This window comes from Bradyrhizobium sp. 87, assembly GCF_023073015.1.
Lineage (GTDB): Bacteria > Pseudomonadota > Alphaproteobacteria > Rhizobiales > Xanthobacteraceae > Bradyrhizobium > Bradyrhizobium canariense_D.
Map to the genome: position 1 here is coordinate 1 of NZ_JADPIQ010000030.1, position 18532 is coordinate 18532.

At 61.1% G+C, this 18532-nt stretch carries 15 protein-coding genes and 4 pseudogenes; 6 read left to right on the plus strand and 13 right to left on the minus strand.

Going from position 1 to position 18532, the window contains the following annotated elements; all coding sequences use genetic code 11:
* Positions 1-210 precede the first annotated feature (210 nt).
* A pseudogene (locus IVB50_RS08245) lies at positions 211-845 on the plus strand (tyrosine-type recombinase/integrase).
* A 162-nt stretch (positions 846-1007) separates the two neighbouring features.
* On the opposite strand, the gene IVB50_RS08250 reads toward IVB50_RS08245, so the two are convergent.
* The 3 genes from IVB50_RS08250 to IVB50_RS08260 form a co-directional block, all read right to left on the minus strand.
* Positions 1008-1853 (minus strand): alpha/beta hydrolase, encoded by an 846-nt coding sequence (locus IVB50_RS08250; protein ID WP_247295365.1) that lies wholly within the window; start codon positions 1851-1853, stop codon positions 1008-1010.
* 310 nt (positions 1854-2163) lie between these two features.
* Entirely contained in the window at positions 2164-3033 is an 870-nt protein-coding gene (locus IVB50_RS08255) for an alpha/beta hydrolase (RefSeq protein WP_247295367.1), read from the minus strand.
* Between the two features lie 262 nt (positions 3034-3295).
* On the minus strand, positions 3296-3694 hold the full coding sequence (locus tag IVB50_RS08260; protein WP_247295369.1) for a DoxX family protein: 399 nt from the start codon (positions 3692-3694) through the stop codon (positions 3296-3298).
* A gap of 603 nt (positions 3695-4297) precedes the next feature.
* Here IVB50_RS08260 and IVB50_RS08265 point away from each other — a divergent pair.
* The 3 genes from IVB50_RS08265 (at position 4298) to IVB50_RS08275 (ending at position 6554) form a co-directional block, all read left to right on the plus strand.
* Complete coding sequence (locus IVB50_RS08265) at positions 4298-4726, plus strand: GNAT family N-acetyltransferase (RefSeq protein WP_346770955.1); 429 nt, start codon at positions 4298-4300, stop codon at positions 4724-4726.
* A 118-nt stretch (positions 4727-4844) separates the two neighbouring features.
* Complete coding sequence (locus tag IVB50_RS08270) at positions 4845-5633, plus strand: hypothetical protein (RefSeq protein WP_247295373.1); 789 nt, start codon at positions 4845-4847, stop codon at positions 5631-5633.
* Between the two features lie 495 nt (positions 5634-6128).
* Positions 6129-6554, plus strand: a complete 426-nt coding sequence (locus tag IVB50_RS08275; RefSeq protein WP_247295376.1) for a hypothetical protein — start codon at positions 6129-6131, stop codon at positions 6552-6554.
* Between the two features lie 864 nt (positions 6555-7418).
* Here the strand turns inward: IVB50_RS08275 and IVB50_RS08280 are convergent.
* The 3 genes from IVB50_RS08280 to IVB50_RS08290 form a co-directional block, all read right to left on the minus strand.
* Complete coding sequence (locus IVB50_RS08280; protein ID WP_247295378.1) at positions 7419-8291, minus strand: SDR family oxidoreductase; 873 nt, start codon at positions 8289-8291, stop codon at positions 7419-7421.
* Complete coding sequence (locus IVB50_RS08285; protein ID WP_346283332.1) at positions 8288-10150, minus strand: glycoside hydrolase family 15 protein; 1863 nt, start codon at positions 10148-10150, stop codon at positions 8288-8290. The genes IVB50_RS08280 and IVB50_RS08285 overlap by 4 nt, the downstream gene beginning before the upstream one ends.
* A 262-nt stretch (positions 10151-10412) precedes the next feature.
* On the minus strand, positions 10413-11516 hold the full coding sequence (locus tag IVB50_RS08290; RefSeq protein WP_247295380.1) for a DNA topoisomerase IB: 1104 nt from the start codon (positions 11514-11516) through the stop codon (positions 10413-10415).
* A gap of 259 nt (positions 11517-11775) precedes the next feature.
* Between IVB50_RS08290 and IVB50_RS08295 the strand changes: the two are divergent.
* Positions 11776-12588: pseudogene (locus IVB50_RS08295) on the plus strand (ribonuclease HII); the annotation flags it as partial.
* A 43-nt stretch (positions 12589-12631) separates the two neighbouring features.
* Here IVB50_RS08295 and ligD read toward each other — a convergent pair.
* Genes ligD through IVB50_RS08310 form a run of 3 tightly spaced genes read right to left on the minus strand, consistent with a single transcriptional unit; the run spans position 12632 to position 15837 of the window.
* Positions 12632-13579: a non-homologous end-joining DNA ligase gene (gene ligD / locus IVB50_RS08300; RefSeq protein WP_247295382.1), complete on the minus strand. Its 948-nt coding sequence runs from the start codon at positions 13577-13579 to the stop codon at positions 12632-12634.
* A 12-nt stretch (positions 13580-13591) separates the two neighbouring features.
* Entirely contained in the window at positions 13592-14119 is a 528-nt protein-coding gene (locus tag IVB50_RS08305; RefSeq protein ID WP_346283331.1) for an MOSC domain-containing protein, read from the minus strand.
* Positions 14120-14154: 35 nt separating this feature from the next.
* Positions 14155-15837 (minus strand): DNA polymerase/3'-5' exonuclease PolX, encoded by a 1683-nt coding sequence (locus IVB50_RS08310; protein WP_247295386.1) that lies wholly within the window; start codon positions 15835-15837, stop codon positions 14155-14157.
* A gap of 563 nt (positions 15838-16400) precedes the next feature.
* On the opposite strand from IVB50_RS08310, the gene IVB50_RS08315 reads away from it, so the two are divergent.
* A complete protein-coding gene (locus IVB50_RS08315; RefSeq protein WP_247295388.1) occupies positions 16401-16586 on the plus strand; it encodes a DUF3606 domain-containing protein in 186 nt (61 codons plus the stop codon).
* Between the two features lie 53 nt (positions 16587-16639).
* Here the strand turns inward: IVB50_RS08315 and IVB50_RS08320 are convergent.
* The 4 genes and pseudogenes from IVB50_RS08320 to IVB50_RS08335 form a co-directional block, all read right to left on the minus strand.
* Positions 16640-16972, minus strand: a pseudogene (locus tag IVB50_RS08320) (3'-5' exonuclease); the annotation flags it as partial.
* 1 nt (position 16973) lies between these two features.
* Positions 16974-17417, minus strand: a pseudogene (locus tag IVB50_RS08325) (class I SAM-dependent methyltransferase); the annotation flags it as partial.
* A gap of 17 nt (positions 17418-17434) precedes the next feature.
* Entirely contained in the window at positions 17435-17893 is a 459-nt protein-coding gene (locus IVB50_RS08330) for a nuclear transport factor 2 family protein (RefSeq protein WP_247295390.1), read from the minus strand.
* A 145-nt stretch (positions 17894-18038) separates the two neighbouring features.
* On the minus strand, positions 18039-18512 hold the full coding sequence (locus IVB50_RS08335) for an isoprenylcysteine carboxylmethyltransferase family protein (protein ID WP_247295392.1): 474 nt from the start codon (positions 18510-18512) through the stop codon (positions 18039-18041).
* Positions 18513-18532 lie beyond the last annotated feature (20 nt).

Sequence of the window (18532 nt, forward strand, 5' to 3'; positions counted from 1 at the left end):
ATGCGGAGGGCACGCCCCTACCGCGGAGAGAACCATGGACCCGGCAAGGATGTTCAAGGAGAGCTTGACCTCACGCCCGGAATTAGAGAACAGCCAGGGTCAAATTGCGACCTCTAGTCATCGAATTGGACCTAAGTACGCCTCCTATGGTCCGAAAGCCGACGTAAGAGAGTTCGAAACTGACCAGCCTCATCAACTGAGGAGGTCATCATGACCGATGTCTCAAAATCCGCAGAGAACGTTCAAAAGCGCGTCCCGTGGAACAAGGGTAAGGTCGTTGGCGCTAAGCCGCCACTTTCGGCCGAAGCACGTTTGGTCTATCCGGACGAAGCTCCAGGTTGAGGGACGAATCCGTGATCTGGCGTTGTTCAACATCGCAATCGACAGCAAGCTTCGTGGGTGCGACGTGGTGGGCCTGAAAGTCGATGACGTGGCATCAAGCGGGTATGCGGCCGATAGAGCAAGCGTCCGCCAGAAGAAAACTGGACGGCCGGTCAAGTTCGAGCTTACAGAGTCTACCCGTCAAGCGATCGATGACTACCTGAGGGCAACCGGCAAGAAGCCTGGCGACTCTGTTCACCGGCTGTAGAGGCCCCGGGTGCAGCCTGACCACGCGGCAATATGCGCGTTTATTATCGGGCTGGCTGGCCGGTATAGGGTTGGATCCTCACCTGTTCGGAACGCATTCGCTCCGTCGAACAAAAGCGACCCTTATCTATCGGCGCACGGGCAACTTGCGAGCGGTGCAGCTGCTTCTGGGGCACACCAAAATCGAGAGCACCGTCCGATACCTAGGAATTGAAGTCGACGATGCGCTTGCAATAGCAGAGCAAGTCGACGTCTGAACTAGCTGGGCAGAGCGGACATGCTCTGCCCCTTTCTTCAAGGCGGCTTCGGGCCAGGAACGGACTCGTGCACCGCAGCAGTTTCTATTCCATCACCTCGTCAGCGCGGGCAGTCATTGGACCGAAAAACAGAAATGCAAGGTGTACCGGAAAAGGCTGTTTTCAAAGCTCCGAAGTAAACTTCAGAACAGCTTGATTGAAAGCCTTTGGGTTCTCAGCGGTCATTGCGTGACCCGCGCAAGGAATAATGACCGGCGGCTCGAAATTGCCCCGATTTTGCATCTCGGAAATCAAAACACCGTACAGTGGCGGCGATTTCTCGCCATTTGTCATAAGGACGGGGAAACTGAAGTTCCGCAGCTCTTCGTCTGTGGTGAGAGGAAGTGGATCATCGACGATCGCGGTCCGAATATTCTGAAGAAACTCTTTCTGCCGTCCCGCTGACAAACTCTGCCAAAAGTCCGGACCGACTAAGCGATGCATGAAGCGGGCCGTGCCGCCCTCAACATCTCCATTGGCTACATCTTTCCGCAACTCAGCAAACAAGTTTGATCGGAAGGCCGTCGCCTTTAAATTCGCTTCCGTTTCAGGAAGCTCAAGCCTGACACCTGCATCCGCCAGAATGAGGGTTCGGATGAGGTCAGGATATTTTTTCGCCACTTCGATAGCAACTGCACCGCCGCGAGAAACGCCCAACAAGTGGACCGGACCAAGATTCAGCTTTTCTACGAAGGCGCCCACATCGTCGGCGTGCTGGGCGAATGAGAAATCGTTTCCCACGCCGTCCCACAGTTCAGGGAAATAGTGCCTGAGGCTTACGTTCAGAACTCGATGTTGTTTGGAAAACGGTTCGATCTGATCCGGCCAAATTCGATAATCACAAAACGATCCATGGACCAGGACAAGCGGCGGGCCAGCTCCACGATCTTGATAGGCCATGGGATATCCATTGACCTCGATCCATTTTACATCAGCAGGAATCGGCCACTTCGGCGGTAGATAAGACATCAAAGAAGCTCCAGCATGGTCCGTCGATAGTCGGAAATCGTATCACTTTGGGATCGAGCAGAATACCAACTGCCCTGAGTCCGTTTAGGTCAAAGGCTGCCCTCTCCAGCCAGTATGACCTTGGTCGGGTCAGTTGCGCGAAGCGGACAGCCCCGCGCTCTGGGCTGAGGTCAGCCAGGGGCCAGAAGGCGACATGGTCTCGCACCGGATAATTGAAAAGAGGCCGCCAACTGAGGCGGCCTTACTCATCGAATTCTTTACGTCGGCGCCCGTGGCGCGGGGCCGGCGTCCAGGTCGTCTCCAGCCTGGTTTATCCGCCCTCATTCGGCGCAAGCTGGCGGGTGCCGAGAAGCTCGCGAAGTGCGGTCGCCCATGCGAGCGGCTGGTCCAGATAGGAGATATGATTGCCTGGAAGCACAGACATCGGCCTCCCTAGCTGCTCAGCGAGGATAGGGCTGGCGCGGCCGTAGTAGAGGTTTTTCCGCAACGTAAAGGCGCCAGCGGCAATGATCAGCCTGACCTCGTTCTCCTGGATCTTCCGGACATCGGGCTTGTAGCCCGAGAAGGGTATCATCTCGTGCATGACGAAGAAATCGTGATTTCCGGCCATGCGCTTGGCCAGATCGGAAGGAACAGCCTTGAGCGACTTCCAGGGCAATCGCGTTGAGAGGGCGACGCGAGCCATTGCAGCGTGGCTCCCAAATCTGTGCGCTGTCGCGTAACAGTTGGCGAAGAATCGGCTCCATTTCGCCGCGTCGGGCAGCACCCGAACAACAGGCGCTTCATGCACGACGCCGAGGATGATCGACTGCGGGTGGGTCTTGGCTAAATCCAGGAGAATGACGGCGCCGCCACTGTTTCCGAACATCAGCGCCGAAGCGTGACCATTAGCCCGAAGAACCGCCACAGCATCTCGTGACTGCTGACTGATCTCGAAGTTTTGCGGATTGTTCCGAGTGCTGCGCGAGTTGCCCCGCCGGTCATAGGTAATGACTTGATACTGGCCGCTTAGAACAGTTGCGACCACCTCATAAAACCCGGCATCGCCGCCGCCGCCCGAAATCATCAGTAGCGGCGGACCGTCGCCGCGCACCTCGTAGTGGAGTTCATCGCCCTCGGTCAGGACCCGTCCGGTCCGCACGCCAATCGCTCCGAGCGCTGCTATCCGGACCGATGCCATCTGAGTCAGGCTCCGGAATTCGCGGCGGCATAAGGCACGCCCGGCGAGCCATAGAGAGCGGCACCCAATCCGGATACGTCGCTTGACCGGCCGACGCAACGGCAGATTTGAAGCATCAGCGCCCCGCCTCTTCGATAGCTGCCCATTTGAACGCGCGTTGTCCGATACCGGGTGGCCCTGGCAAAGGCGGTCAAAGTGGTATCTTCCCGAGACACGCCGCAGTTCGCCGCGCGGGGCGCAATGCCATTTTGACGAACAACTCCTAAGCTTCGTTCTTGCGCCACGGGAGCATCGCTCGCAGGGCCGGATCGCGCAGCCACAATCCCCCCCACATGAACAGAGCCAGATAGATTGAGAATAGTTCGTGGCTGAACAACGGGTTTTCGACCCGCACCTGGGTCGCCATGGCTCCGCCGAGGAGGCCCGTCATCAGCACCGCGCCTAGTACAGCCGTCGGCGGGAAGAGATAGAGCGCGATGAAGGTAAATTCCATCAGGCCAATCATTAGGATATAATCGACCTTCCAACCCAACGACGATAGGGTGTCGGCCGCCACCTTCATTCCAGTCAGCTTGGGAAAGATCGATGCAGTAAGCAGAAATACGGCGAACAGACCGGTCAGGACACGTCCCGTCCACACCATGGGCGAAGTCTTTGACATAAGCGGTTCCTTTCTAGGGTGCGCGCCTCTCCGGGTCCTGCGCTACCCCCCAATGAACCGAGGACGTTCTATGCATGCCATCCCCGACATGACCCGACGTAAAAATTTCTGGCTGGCCTGAGCGCTCAAGAGCGGATCGCGTGCCACCTCTCCTGGATGCAGGACTTCGGACAAAAAGAGCCCAGGCCGCTCTTGCAATGGCTCAAGTTAGGTTCGCTGATCAGTGAGACCGATCCCCGAAATTGTGGCTTTGTCGGTGGGCGTCAGCCTGACGCTGTTCTCGAGCAGGTGTGTTCTTGGAACAAGCTCGCAAAGCCTTCTCCGGCGCAATTAGTGCGGGGCGGGATTTGCTTGAAATCTAGCGCCGGTTCTTGACGCTCAACGTCAGCGATGGGTCACAACGCGAAGAACTCAAACCCTAGCAAATCTGGTCCGCCCTGCCTCACCAAGCGGACCTCAAGGAGGTGCGGCGCTACTTCGCTGATGGGCCAGAAGTGGATATTTCCGGCGCCTTAGGGTTGCAACTATGATGGCTCGTGTCAAAATGACCGCATGCAAATCAGGGACGCCAGAAGCGAGGACGCAGAAGCCGCTTGTCTGGTTATGAGGCCGTCGATTGCGGAACTCTGCGTTGCCGATCACAAGAATGATGCCGCCATTCTGGCGCGGTGGTTGGGCAGTAAGACGCCCGAGATCTTCGCCTCTTGGATTCGGCAGCCCGGAAATTCTCTCCTCGTCGCCGCTGAGGACGACAACATTCTTGCTGTCGGGTCCGTTACAGATGCAGGCCAAATTACTCTGAACTACGTTTCCCCGGATGCGAGATTCCGGGGCGTTAGTCGCGCCTTGCTCGGTGCGCTCGAACGAAGGGCTCTTGAGCGAGGCAACATGCGATGCACCCTCACCAGTACGGAGACCGCGCTACGCTTTTACCAGGCCAGTGGCTATGCGCCAGACGGACCGCAGGTTGGAAATTTCGGTACTAGCTCCGGGTACCCAATGTCGAAGTCGCTCATGGACTATCTAACGTAGGGCTGAGCTATTCCGCTTTGGGGCACAACCGGAAATGCGGCCGAGAAATTTACGAAGGCTTAGCGCTAGTTGTTGCACAACCAACGGGTGTTGGCCCTTCGAAGAAGCCTGTCCGCGCATGAGAACGGTGCTCAAAATTGCCCTCGTGGCGGTCTTTGCTGCAATTTTTCGCAAGACGGCGTGCGCAGGGCATGCGCTTGTGGCCGTTCTTGTATTTCTCGGAGCGCCTAATGCCGCGACGGCGTCTGAGGTCTTCTCAATCAGGTGTGAAACGGAAGCGCCGGCTCGGCCCTATTTTGTGACTTTTGATCTTGGCGCGCAGTCTGTGGCTTTCGAGACGCCGCCGGCTGACGTTACTTCATACTCTGGAATAAACCTACGGGTCGGAGCTGTGACGAGCGAGGCCGCCGATTCGAAAATTACTTTCTTCCTGCAAGTCGTATCGGGCAGGATTGATCTAGTGTTCGACCGAGATCGAAATATGCTCATCTGGCCCGGGCTCGATGACAGCAGTCTGCGACCGACGTTATATCACTCCTGCAAAGCTGGTCGTCCCCGCAGCGTGCTGGACTTCCGCTTGAGAGATCCAGTCAAGGATCCGATCTCGATCCGTTGCGAGGACGCTGATGCGATCTTTTTCACTATGGACGTTGCGGCGAAGCGCGTGCTTTTCGAGCGCGGAGAGAGCGGGCGGACCTTCGAGGGTGCCGTGGTCTCGGTAAAAGACGACGAGATTGCTATCGATATGCAGTTCGACAGCAGGCTTCGAATTAAGTGGGATCGAGGCCGAGGAACGATCTCGTTCGATAACGGTGCGGGGCGCCCGAACACCGTCATGCAGTGTCGCACGGTCTCGCAGCGAACCTTGATGGTCTATTACAAGAGGCTTTGGAAGCGGATTCATTGACCGTTGTAAGTGCAATCGTCCGCTCTGGGTCACTTGCAGGCCTCGCAGCCATCTTCCAGCTTGGTCCGTTCTCACCCGGCAAGCCGACCTCGCTGCGGTTGAGAGATCGCACCGAAGCGACCAGCAGATCGGGACCTCCACTCCTTGTGTGGTAGTCACCAGCGTTGGCCGGCAGCGCTCTGCCCCTCAAAAGTCCGAGGGCACTTGCCGCGAAAATTAACACGCCGGAATCCCCAGGCCGACAAAGCCGGGCTAGGGTGTTGTTTTCGCTTGGGGGCCCGTCATGTCCGACCTGGAAACGACCGCGCGTTCGCGCGTGGTCCGTGATGAAGTCTGCGAAAGCTTGTCGCACAGCGAGATCGTGGACGTACGCTCGTCGCATCGGATATCCTAGAGGCTACCGCCAATGGCGAGGTTTCTCCCGAGGGTCTCAGGCAGGTCAGCCGGGACGCCCTGTCCCGTGCACCCATGACGTGGCGCTGATCGGGAGCGGGCGTGAACTTCCAGGCGACGCTCCTCAAGATCCTGGTGAGCTATCCGGAGGGATTCGCGGTTATGGAGGACCTCAAACGCGACATGGCGATCCTGGCGACCAGTGGCCGCGAATGGGCGGACCGGACCAAGCGCCTCGCCGCCCGAGTACCGGATCTCGACATCTTCTCACACGGGCTGGTTCGCATCAGCGGCGGCTGGAAGATCACGGCCAACGGACGTGCGGTTCTCGACTTCATGGAAGCCCGACACGCTGTGCCCTTCTACGTTTCGCCGACGTTAGAAAGCGCGAAGGCCGCGAGCAAGCCGACAACCACGAGCACGCCGGCCAGCTTCTGTTCGCCTTCGACAGCTTCCGGCACCATGGTGTTCACCACCATCGTGAGAAGAGCGCCCGCAGCTACAGCACTTACGGTAGCAACGACCTGAGGAGCAGCACCTCCCAGGAAAGCTGCTCCAGAGGCGGCTGCAATTCCCGAAAGGATGGTGATCGCGCCCCAAAGTCCAAAGATATAGGTAGCCGACCGGCCAGCGGCCCGCATGCCGAGCGCACTAGAAAGCCCCTCCGGGAAGTTGGACAGAAAGATAGCGGCGAGCATCGCGATGCTGATGCCCTTTCCGCTCAACAGCCCCAAACCCAGGACAATGCTTTCCGGAATACCGTCGAGAAGTGAGCCGACGGCAATCGCCAAGCCTCCGCCTTCGCCGGCGTTGACCTGCTGATCGCCGGACCGCTTGCGCGAGCGCGCTCCTTCTCGAGAGACTGCCCAATCGGAAAGAGCATAGGTGGCAGAGCCAGCGATCGCACCCGCAATGATGGGCCAGATACCCCCTTCCTGGTATCCGTCTTCCAGAAGGTCATAGGCCACGGCCGAAATCAGCACACCGCAGCCGAAAGACATGATGCCTGCAGTAACGTAGCGAGGCATCCTGAATACGAATGCGACCGCTGCTCCCAGGAGCAATGATGAGGCCCCAAGCAGCCCCCAAAGACCCGCAGTAAGCCAGATGGGCATCGGAGCTACCGCTACTTTTCGCGGCATAGCGAGGGCGAGGTCTGGCGAGGTGCTTTTTCCTCTTTTCTATGACCCTTCTTCGGAGAGATGGATTGGCGCTTCAGAGCGGACGCCAGTGCTCTCGCTACCTCGCGGGCGATCTTGCCCGCGCTCATTGTGCGTGCGCCATTTGGCAATGCTCATTCCTCCTGTTGCCGAAGGCCGCATGCCGCAACACCCGCATGCTTGGCCGTTCCGGTTGAGCCTCTCCACTTTCCTTGCGAATCCCAAGCTTTGTCTATCCCCCGCTTGCAAAGCCCGGGAAAAGCATCATGCCTCCGTCGATGAACAAGGTGGTGCCAACCACGTAGTCGGCCGCATCTGAAACCAGCCAGGCGACCGCTTGGGCGACATCGTTTGGCTCACCGATGCGTCGATAGGGGACCAGCGTCATCAGGCTGTCGTAGGCTTCCTTGGTTTCCCACGCGGGTCGGTTGATGGGCGTACGGATGGCTCCAGGCGCGACGCCATTGACCCGGATGGCCAGCGGAGCAACGTCCTGCGCCAAGCTTCGCATCATCTGCATGACGCCGCCCTTTGAGGCTGCATAGTTCTCATGACCCGCCCAAGGGATCTCCTGATGGACGGAGCTCATGCAGACGAGTTTGCCCGCTGCCGCTGACACGTTCTTCACTACACCTCGTCTCTTGAACTCACGGATCGCTTCTCTGGCGCAGAGAAATTGGCCGGTGAGATTGACGCCGATGACTTTGTTCCACTGTTCGAGCGTCATCTCGTGAAACGGCGCATCGCGCTGCAATCCGGCATTGTTCACCACGATGTGCAGAGTTCCGAAGTGGTCTATGGCCTTGGCGAACATCGCCCGGACGTCTTCTTCGTCGCTGACGTCCGCCTTGATGGTGATCGCCTTCCGGCCAAGCGCCTCGACTTGATGGGCCACATCGTCCGCCGCTTGTGGCTCGACCACGTAGTTGACTACTACATCAGCGCCAGACGCCGCGAGCCCAAGGGCCACCGCGCGCCCAATTCCCGAGTTTGCTCCCGTCACCAACGCAGGCTGTCCTTCCAGCACGAGCGGAAAGCGAACCGGACCTTGAGGTCGCGCCTCCGGACCGGCTGAGGCAGCAGCATCGATCGGCTTCTCTGTCATACGTGCCTCCTCGTGGTGCCCTTACTTTCCTGCTCCTTGCTCGGAAGCGCTTTCTTGCTACCGCGATGCTCGGAAGGCTTTTCGCGGTGAGTGAGATTATGAGCAGTGTTCACCAGGGCGATGTGAGAGAAGGCCTGGGGGAAGTTGCCGACCAATCGATTTCGCTCTGTGTCGTACTCTTCCGACAGCAGCCCGACGTCATTGCGCAGCGCAAGAAGACGCTCGAACAATGCCTTGGCGTCAGCATCGCGGCCGATCAGGTGATAGGCATCCGCGAGCCAGAAGCTGCAGGCCAGAAACATCCCTTCGCCAGGCGGCAGGCCGTCCTTGGTCGCCTTCGTATCGTATCGCTGCACGAAGCCGTCCTTGAACAACTCGCGTTCGATAGCTTCAATGGTCGAGATCACCCGCGGATCTTCGGGCGGCAAGAAACCTATCGCGGGGATCAGCAGCAGGGATGCATCGAGCTGGGACTCACCGTAGACCTGAACGAAGGACTTCCGCTGTTCATCGTAGCCGCGTTGGCAGACATCTTCCTGAATGGCGGCGCGCTGCGCTTTCCAATTGTCCACGGGACCGTGCATCCCGAACTCGTCGGCCGATTTGATGGCTCGATCGAAAGCGACCCACGCCATCATCTTCGAATAGGTAAAATGCTTGGGCCCACCTCGCACTTCCCAGATACCCTCATCCGGCTCTGTCCAAATCTCCCTGAGATGATCGAGGAGGGCACACTGGATCGCCCATGCTCGCTTGTTCTCGCGAAGGCCGCCTCGGCGGGCCTGATATAGGGCGTCCATCAACTCGCCATAGACATCAAGCTGAAGCTGAGTGTGGGCCGCGTTCCCGATACGCACAGGTTTTGAGTTCTCGTATCCCGAAAGCCAGGGCACCTCCCACTCGGTTAGCCTGCGCTCGCCTGTGACCGCGTACATGATCTGCAGCTGGTTCGGGCTTCCCGCCACGGCGCGGATGAGCCAGTCTCGCCAAGCGCGCGCCTCGTCGTAGTAGCCGGCCCCCATAAGAGCCAACAGCGTTAGCGTGGCATCGCGGACCCAGCAGAAGCGATAATCCCAGTTGCGAGACCCGCCAATTTGCTCCGGAAGCGAGGTCGTGGCAGCGGCGACAATGCCGCCGCTCGGTCCAAACGTCAGTGCCTTGAGAGTTATGAGAGATCTCAGAACCTGGTCCGAATATGGACCCGCCGCTTCACAGCGGCTGGACCAATCGCGCCAGAAACTTTCCGTACGGTCCAGGAGAAGCCACGGATCGTCAGGGGAGGCTGGGTCTTCATAAGATGTCTGGTAGGACAGAACGAAGGCAGCGCGTTGGCCCGGTTCGACGGAGAACGCGCCGACTGTCTTCATCGATTTGCCGTGCAGCGGCACCCCCGTCCTTAGCACCAGCATGGACGCTCCCGCGACCAAGCTGACCGCACCATCCTGGAGGCGGCTCACCCAGGGTACACTGACACCATAGTCGAACCGTGCGACCAGTTCGCTCCGCATGGCGACGGATCCTTCAAGGCCCTCAACGATCCTGACGACCTTCGACACGCCAGTCTTCGGGGGCATGAAGTCGAGGAGACGCGCGCGACCGGTCTTAGTCGCGAAGACGGTCTCCAGGATCAGCGTGCCGGGAAGGTAGCGACGTTCGTTCGAATATCCGTCGACCGGGCGAAGGCTCCAGTATCCGTTGTTCTCGTCTCCCAGGAGCTGCCCGAAGCAGCTATCGGAATCGAACCGCGGGAAACAGAGCCAATCGATTGAGCCGTCGCGCCCGACCAGTGCGCTGGTCTCGCAATCGCCAATAAGCGCGTAATCTTCGATCCGGGCCATCAGGACACCCTTGATGGTCAATGGAAAGCCGCGCCCTCCAGTTCCGCGCTCAGATGGTCTGGAGCATGTACTTTCGTCTAGAGCGCCGGCAGCGCGGAAACAGAACGGATGGTATCAGCACCGAGCCGTATCGCCCGTCCTGACAGGTCCGCCGGCCCTCATCACTCCCAGCACCCGCGCGTTTGAATGGAGGGCCCGTTTCCGCCGACGAGAGAACACGGCGTTTGAGGCGTGCCTGGCAGCACCGACGAGTAAGCAGGCCTCTAGAGAGGGTACAGGAGTCCTAGGCGCGGGCGTTCAGACTATCGAGACGCTTGCGGAGAAATGCCAGCACCATGATCTCGTCGGAAGTGAGCTTGGCGTGCTGGCGTTTGAACTTTTGCGCGATCTTGCCTTCAATCATCTTCACGAGGTCACCGGACACGTAGGCGTTCAGGATTTCCGGGTGCACGTAGCACTTGCGGCAGATTGCCGGTGTATTGCCGAGCTGCTTCGAGACGCTCTCAATCGCGGCGACGACGTTGCGCTTCGCCTCGGCCTGGCTATCGTACTTCTTGAATTCGGCTAGAGCCAACGCCGCCAGAACCGTCCCCGCCCAAGTCCGAAAGTCCTTGGCGCTGAAGTCCTCGCCTGTGATGTCCTTGATGTACGCGTTGACGTCGCCAGAGTCGACGGTGCGGGGCTGTCCGTCCTCGTCCAGGTACTTGAAGAGTTCGTGTCCCGGGATCTCCGCGCAGCGCTTCACGATCGCGGCTATCCGCTTGTCCTCGACGCGAAGCTTCCATTGTTTGCCCGACTTCCCCGTGAAGTCGAACCGAAGGATTCCGCGCCCGACCTCGACGTGCTTGCGACGCATGGTGGTGAGCCCGTAGGACTTGTTTTTCTGGGCATACTCCGCATTGCCGACCCGGATCAATGTCTTCTCCAGAAGACTAACGATCGTGGCCAGCACCTTCTCGCGGGGCAGTCCGTGCCGCTTCATGTCGGCGGCGACACGGTCGCGCAGCGCGGGCAGCGCACCAGCGAACCGGAGGATGTGCTCGTACTTGTTCTGGTCGCGGAACTCGCGCCATTTCGCGTGGTAGCGGTACTGTTTGCGGCCCCGCGCATCGAGCCCGGTCGCCTGGATGTGGCCGTTGGCCGTGGGGCAGATCCAAACGGATTCGTAGGCCGGCGGGATGCCGATGGACTTTATACGCCGGATGACGGCGGCGTCGGTGATCCGCTTTCCGTCCTTGTCGTAGTAGCTGAAGGTGGTTCCGGTCCGCTTGCGCGTGTAGCCCGGCGCGGAGTCGCTAACGTACCGGAGGCCTTCTTCCGCGATGGTAGCCGCCACTTCGCCGGTGCGGTCCAGAACCTGTTCGTCGTTGCCGGTCTGTCGGAGCATCGGCCCGTCCCTCGGAAGCACCCTAGGATCGAGGCTCCGCTCCTTTCTAAAGGAATGAAGATACCGGTTGGTTCCGCTCTGAGGTGGACGGGCGCGATGTGCGATGGCCGCTCAGACTATCGGGACCTCAGATGGGAGCCGGGCCGGTTCCTTTCGAGAAGGCGCTGCGCAGTCGATGAGGATGGCATGGCTGAACTTCAGACAATCGCCACAAAGTTCACCGACACGCTCCCCACAGTCAGTCTTTCCGAAGGCCGCTATGTCCCAATATTCGCTCGATGTGCTGCGTCAGCGCTATGTCGTCGAGAAAAGACCACTCGAGGCCAGCGTCGAGCAGACCTTGCGCACCGACACCCGCGCGGGAGCCCGTGCCATCCTGGCTTTAATCGATAAACGGCGTTTCGAAAACAGGTCCGAAGGACAGCGCCTCCGGAAGATCCTCAGTTTCGAAACCTCTCTCTGGGAGAGCGGCCTTCAGGCCGTGGCAGGCGTGGACGAAGCTGGAATGAGCCCTCTCGCCGGGCCCGTCTCCGCTGGCGCCGTAATCCTGAAACCCGGCACGCGAATAGTCGGAATCGACGACTCGAAAAAACTCGATGCCGCGGCTCGCGAAGAACTCGCGAAGGAAATCAAGGAAAAGGCAGAGAGTTGGTGTGTGGTATTCGTCGAGGTCGAGGAGATCGACGCGATCAACATCTATTGGGCGGGCATCCAGGCCATGCAGCGTGCGGTCCGGGGGCTGGCGTTGACGCCGCAGCACTTGCTGATCGATGCGAAGCGGTTGAAGGAAATCGATATCCCTCAGCAGGCCATCATTAAAGGTGACACCAAGTCCGCCAGCATTGCGGCCGCCTCCATCCTCGCGAAAGTCGAGCGCGACGCGGTCATGCGGACGCTCGAGGTGCGTCATCCCGGCTACGGCTTCGCGGATCACAAGGGCTACCCGGTGCCGGCTCATTATGAGGCGCTCGCCAGGCTTGGCGCTTGCCCAGCTCACCGCCGGTCGTTCGGACCCGTCCGCAAGGCTCTCGGGTTGCCGCCCCTGCCGCCGTGGCCTTCGGCGTCCGAGCGCGCTGCCAGCCGAACTCCCAGGCGCACGCTGCGGCTCGGCGGCGCTATTTGCGCGGCACCTTATTTTCGCGGACGACGTCCGTGGCTTTTTTATCGGACCGCAGGCCGAGATAGACCGGCTGGCGCAGTTCGCCCTTGCTGGTCCACTCCGCGAACTTCACTTCCGCGACCAACGAAGGACGCACCCAGGTCGTGACCTGCTCATCCTTCACCTTGGCAGCGAACGGCGACTTGGTTGTCTTGAGCCTCACGAGCTTGCCGTGAAGCTCTTCGAGAACTTGGTGGCTGAAGCCGGTGCCGACGTGGCCGATGTACCGCCACGCATCGTCTTCGCGTACCGCCAGCACGAGGGCGCCGAAGAAGGGCCGGGTTCGCCTCGGCGCCGTGAAGCCGGCGATCACGACCTCTTGCCGCTGCGCGGTCTTCACTTTCAGCCAGTCGGCGGTCCGGCGTCCGGACGCGTACGGGCTGTCGGCACGCTTGGCCATGATGCCTTCCAGACGTCTCAGCTCGGCTTCTGCGAAGAACTTTGTGCCGCTGCCTTTGCGGTGGTTGCTGAACGCGATCAGCTTGTGGCGTGGCAGTATGGCCTTGAGCCGCTTCTTGCGCTCGAGGAGCGGCAGCGTGCGCAGATCCTTGCCGTCCGCGAACATGAGGTCGAACGCGCAGTACAAGAGCTTGGCCTCATGGCGCAAGGCGTTCTGGAGCAACTGGAAATGGGATGCGCCGTCCTTGCCGATCGCGACGAGCTCGCCATCGATCACGGCGTCCTCCTTCACGCATTCAAGGGCTTTCGCGACGTCGACATAGGAGTGGCTGATGATCTTTCCATTGCGGCTGTAGAGCGCGACCCGACCACGCCGGATTTCCGCGACCATGCGGAAACCATCGAATTTGTCCTCGAAGACCCAATCGCGATCGTCGAACGGCGCATCCGTCAACGTGGCCAGCATGGGCTGCAGGCGATATGGCAGGGTCGATTTGCGAGCCATGGTAGGGTCTTTCTACACGGCCGGCAGAGGCCGAAACGGGGAGGACGGAAGGCGAATCCGCGCAGTATCACCAGCCGCGACCATCCCGCCGGCCCGTACCACGCCCAACACCCCGGATTTGAATGGAGGGCCCGTTTCCGCCGACGAGAGCACCTGTTGCTTAAGGCCGGCCCGGAAGCGGTCGATGAGGACACAGGGCGTCCGGAGACCGGTCAGCTCGACGATGGCCATGGGACCTAATTCGATGAGGGTGCCGAGCGGCATCCGCTCGAGGGCCAAGCCGGCGCTGCTAATGTTCTCGCCGAGGTCGCCGGCGCCGACCTCGAAGCCGGCTTTAAGTAGCGTCGCGAAGAGTTCGGACGGGATCAGGTGAACCTGCCGGAGATTGGGCAGGCGTGGCCGGCGGCGGGCAAGGTAACGGTGCCGGACGAATGGGCCGGCGTGGGCGTCGCCTTGGACGCCGTGGCCTTCCTCCAGCACGATCCGATCCTGAGGGGGCTTGCTGAAATGGTGACCGCGATCGGCGGCAACTGCGACCACTGTGCCCTCCAAGGAGAGCGGGTGCGGCTTCGGCATCAGGCGGCCCGGGCGAATGAGCGCCGCTTCTGGCGGAGGTAGCGCGTGATTTCCGCAAGAGGCATCGCGTTGAGGACCCGGTCGGCGGGGACACCGCCCTTGCGCGCCATCTGGACGCCCCAGTGCATGTGGTCGAGCTCGGGGATCGAGTGCGCGTCCGGATTGATGCTCAGCATGCAGCCGAACTCGAGGGCCGTCTGGTGCCAGCGCCAGTCCAGGTCGAGCCGCCATGGGTGAGCGTTGATCTCGACGGCGACGTCATGCTTGGCGCAGGCCCGCAGCACCTTCTCGATGTCGATTTCGTAGCCCGGCCGCCGCTGCAGCTGGCGCCCGGTCATGTGGCCGATGATGGTGGTGTGAGGATCCGCGATGGCCCGCAGCAGCCGCTGCGTCTGCGCTTTGCGTTCGAGTTTGAAGCGGCCATGGATGCTCGCGACAACGAAATCGAAGCGCTCCAGCACGTCGTCGTCATAGTCGAGCGAGCCGTCGGCCAGAATGTCGGACTCGATGCCTTTGAGAATCCGGAAATCCTTGCCGAAGCGCTTGTTCAGGCGGTCGGCTTCCCGGTGCTGCTGCGCGATCTCCTCGACCGAGAGCCCGCCCGCGTAGTGCGCGGACTTGGAGTGGTCGGCGACGCCGAAATATTCAAAACCGCGCTGGCGCGTGGCCTTGGCCATCGTCTCCAGGGTCTCCGTGCCGTCGGAGGCATCCGTGTGGCAATGAAGGATTCCGCGCAGGTCCTTGTCGCTGACGAGCTTCGGCAGCTTGCCCTTCAGGGCCAGCTCGACCTCGCCGCGACCCTCACGGAGTTCAGGATCGATGAACGGCAGGCCGAGAGCGCTGTAGATCTGGGCCTCGTCGCCGCCGATCAGGGTGCGACCCTTGTGCAACCCGTCGCTCTCCAGCCGCATTCCTTTCTCCGCGGCCAAAGCCTGGAGCCTCTCGATGTGAGCGGCTGAGCCGGTGCCGAAAAGAAGGACGGCGCCGAAGTGGTTGCGGTCGGACAGGCGGATCTGCAGTCCGTCCGCCGCGGATGCCTTCGACCTCTTGTCGAGCTTGGGAGCCTCCGCGACGATCGTGAGGTCGCCGACGAGTTCGCAGCCGCGGCGGAAGTCGCCTGCGATGGTCACGCGCTTAAGCTCGGGCCGCGCCTTGCGAAGCGAGTCCTTGGCGTGCGCGAGCAGAGCGGCGGCACGGTGCAGGCGGAGGCGGCCTTGTCCGCTTTTCGCGATGGCCAGGTTCTGCAGGATCTTGGTCTGCAGGGCGGCGCCCAATCCTTTGGCTTTCTGGATGCGGTCGTCCTTGGCGGCGGCCTCCAACTCCGCGAGCGAGGTGATGCCGAGATCCTTGTAGAGACGCAGCACCTTCTCCGGGGGAAGACCGGGCACGGCCAGCATCTCGAGCACGCCCTCCGGAATCTCCTTCCGGAGCTTTTCAAGGCTCGGATGAGTGCCGCTCTTGTGAAGCTTGGTGATGATCTCGGCAATCGCCTCGCCGACGCCGGGGATTTCGGTCAGTCGGTCTTCGGCGATGAGCACGTGCAGAGGGACGGCAAGGGCCGCCAGGCTGTCGGCCGCCCGAGAATACGCTCTTGCCTTGTAGGGATTGCCGCCACGCAGGGCGGCGCGCTGAGCGTATTCTCGCAGGAGACTTGCTACGCTGCGAGCGTCGACGGAAGCCACTCAACGAGCCTCCCGTTCCGCGCCTTGCTGCCTCGCCGGAGCAAAGCGAGCTTGAGAGACCGGGCCGTCGCCGGGCCAACCATCGAGAGATGCCTCAAGCTTCTGCGCTGCCCGGAAGTCCTCAAGGTGCTGCGTGTTCGGGGCATAGGCGGCCTCTTTCTTGAGGAGATTGTAAATTCGGCCGACCACCAGCTGCAGATGCTTGATCCTGCCCCGCGGCATCGCTCGGGCTTTGCAAAGAGCCCGGAGAGCGTAAGCGCGGAAGTAATCAAAAGCGTCGGACATGATCTCGGTAAACGCAGGCAATCGCCTATGGTTCGGTCGGCACCGCAGGATCGGAAGCCTCTTCGGCTGGTCATGAGGAACCTGACGCGTGGGCAGCGCGATCTTAAAAGTCAGCGCTCCACTGATTCCACCGCGTTTCTCCGGTCGACGGTGAAGCCCAGGCGCTCACAGACGGATGGCCGCTTGTCTCGAGTCCGGCGGCAATGGCGAGGAGCTTCGGGAACCCCGGGAATCCTTACGGCGTTGCACCGCCATCAGATTCGCAGAAGGAGGAGCAGATGGCAGCCGCGAAGAAGAAGACCGCGCGAGGACGCAAGCAGGACCGGGCGCGTGTCGCCGGCGGGCAGAAGTACGAAGTCGGCTACGAGGCGAAGAAGACCGGCCGCTCGGCCGCCGCGGTGAAGAAGGCCGTGAAGAAGGTCGGCAACTCCCGCAAGCGGGTCGAGAAGCGTCTCGGCCGCTGAGCCCCGCTCTCTCGTGCTCCAATCCGGAGCCGGCCTGCTCGGAGGCCGGCCGCTCAAGCCCGGCTCGAGAAGCGCGTGAAGGCGGTCAGCGTCTGCTGGCGCAGCTCGACGTCGCGCAGGTAGATCTCCGCCTTGAGGAACGCGAGCTCGGCGTCCAGCGCGGTCTCGCAGACGTCGATGTACCAGCTTTTCGGACGGCCGTCCGTGCCGTCGCTCCAGCGATAACCTCGCCTCTTCAACGAATCCTTCAGCTCGAAAGGCGATTGCTCCGCCCATATCCGCAGCGTCGGCTTGCGGGCGTTCTCGAGCAGCAGCGCGAGCGCCGGCGAGCCCGTAGTCGGCAGTTCGAAGGCGAGGACCTCCAGCAACGCGTGGCAGTCGTCGATGCCAGCAGACGAAAGCGACCCACCCGCCCGGCTTGAGCGCGCGCGGCGCATATGGGCGAACGCCTTTGTCGGATGTCGAAGAACATCACCCCGAAACGCGAGAACAGGATGTCGAACGCCCGCTCGGCGCTGCTGGCGTCGGCCACCCGGAACAGGGCCGGCGTATCCTCTGTGGCGCAAGCGCGCGCGCTCGGCCGATCAGCGGTTCGGATATGTCCACGCCCAGCACTTGGCCCCCCGCGCCGACGCGGGCGGCCAGAGCCAGACTCGACGCGCCCGCGCCGCAGCCGACGTCCAGCACGCGCTCGCCCGCCGCGGGCGCGGCGGCTTCGATTGCGGCCTGGCCGAACACCGCCAGCCCGGCATCGAGCCGGGCCTGGTGGGCGACCCAGCGCTCCCCGGTTTGGGCATTCCAGTCGGCGACCTGATAAGCTGATGGCGGCATCACACGAATGATCCGCGTTAGCTCACGATTGGTCCAGCCGCAGCCTCATCCAAACCGGCACGAGCTTGGATAGCGAGGCTTCGTTCTGCAGCCTGCGAGTCGAAGTATTCCTCAATCGAATAAACCTTGCCCCATCGCAACTTGAAGACGTGGACGCCACTGTTCACATACGAGCTTTGGCCGTCAAGTAGCCTCGCGTTGGCCCGCCACTTGACGAACACTGTGGTATTCCATGGCCAACCCGTCACCTCGACCTGCTCAACATCTATGTGCAGCTTCGGGAAAACACGGCCCATGCGCTCGAACCACTGCTTCACGGATTGCTTTCCATGTCGCTCACCCCCCAACGCATGATCTCCGGCAACCCAGTGATACGCGTTTGGTGTTAGGCCTTTTGCAGCATCATCCCAACGCTGGTTGTTGACATGATCGAAGCTCCTGCGGATCTCTTTTTTGACAATTAGACTGTAGACCATTGATGTCCCCTGTTGTTGGATAGCCGACGGCTCTGCAAGACGGGATGGATACTTTCCAGATACTGAAAGCTGCTCCGGGTAACGACGGCGATCCGTTGGCAAAGCTGGCTGACGGGCGGCCACGCAGACGGCAGCGGCGCAATAGTCAGAGCCAGCGGCGAACCTCGGCCTTGTAGCGGCGATAGTCGTCGCCGAACTTCGTTTCGAGATAGCGCTCCTCGCGGGCGATCACCTGCGTCTGGATCGCGATCAGTACCAACGGGAGCAAGGCGAAGGCGATCGGCCCGTCCAAGCCGATCGCAAGGCCGGCATAGATAAGCGCCATGCCGAGATACATGGGATTGCGGGTCCACCGATAAGGGCCGGTCGTTGCGATGAGGGTCGTTGGCTGCGACGGCGGAACGTTGGTGCCCAGCCGCCGGAACAGCCCCGCCGCCGCAAGCATCATCGCCGCGCCGGCAACGAACAGCAGCGCGCCCGTCGCGACCAGCAACCGCCAGTCGATGCCGAAAGAGCGCAGGGTGACGAACCGCTCCGCCGCCAGCCCCAACAGCAGCGCTCCCAGATAGACGAAGGGCGGAGGGAAGCGCACACCCGCGCTGTCCGGTTCGAGGGCCATGCTTATCTCCAATCTGTGCT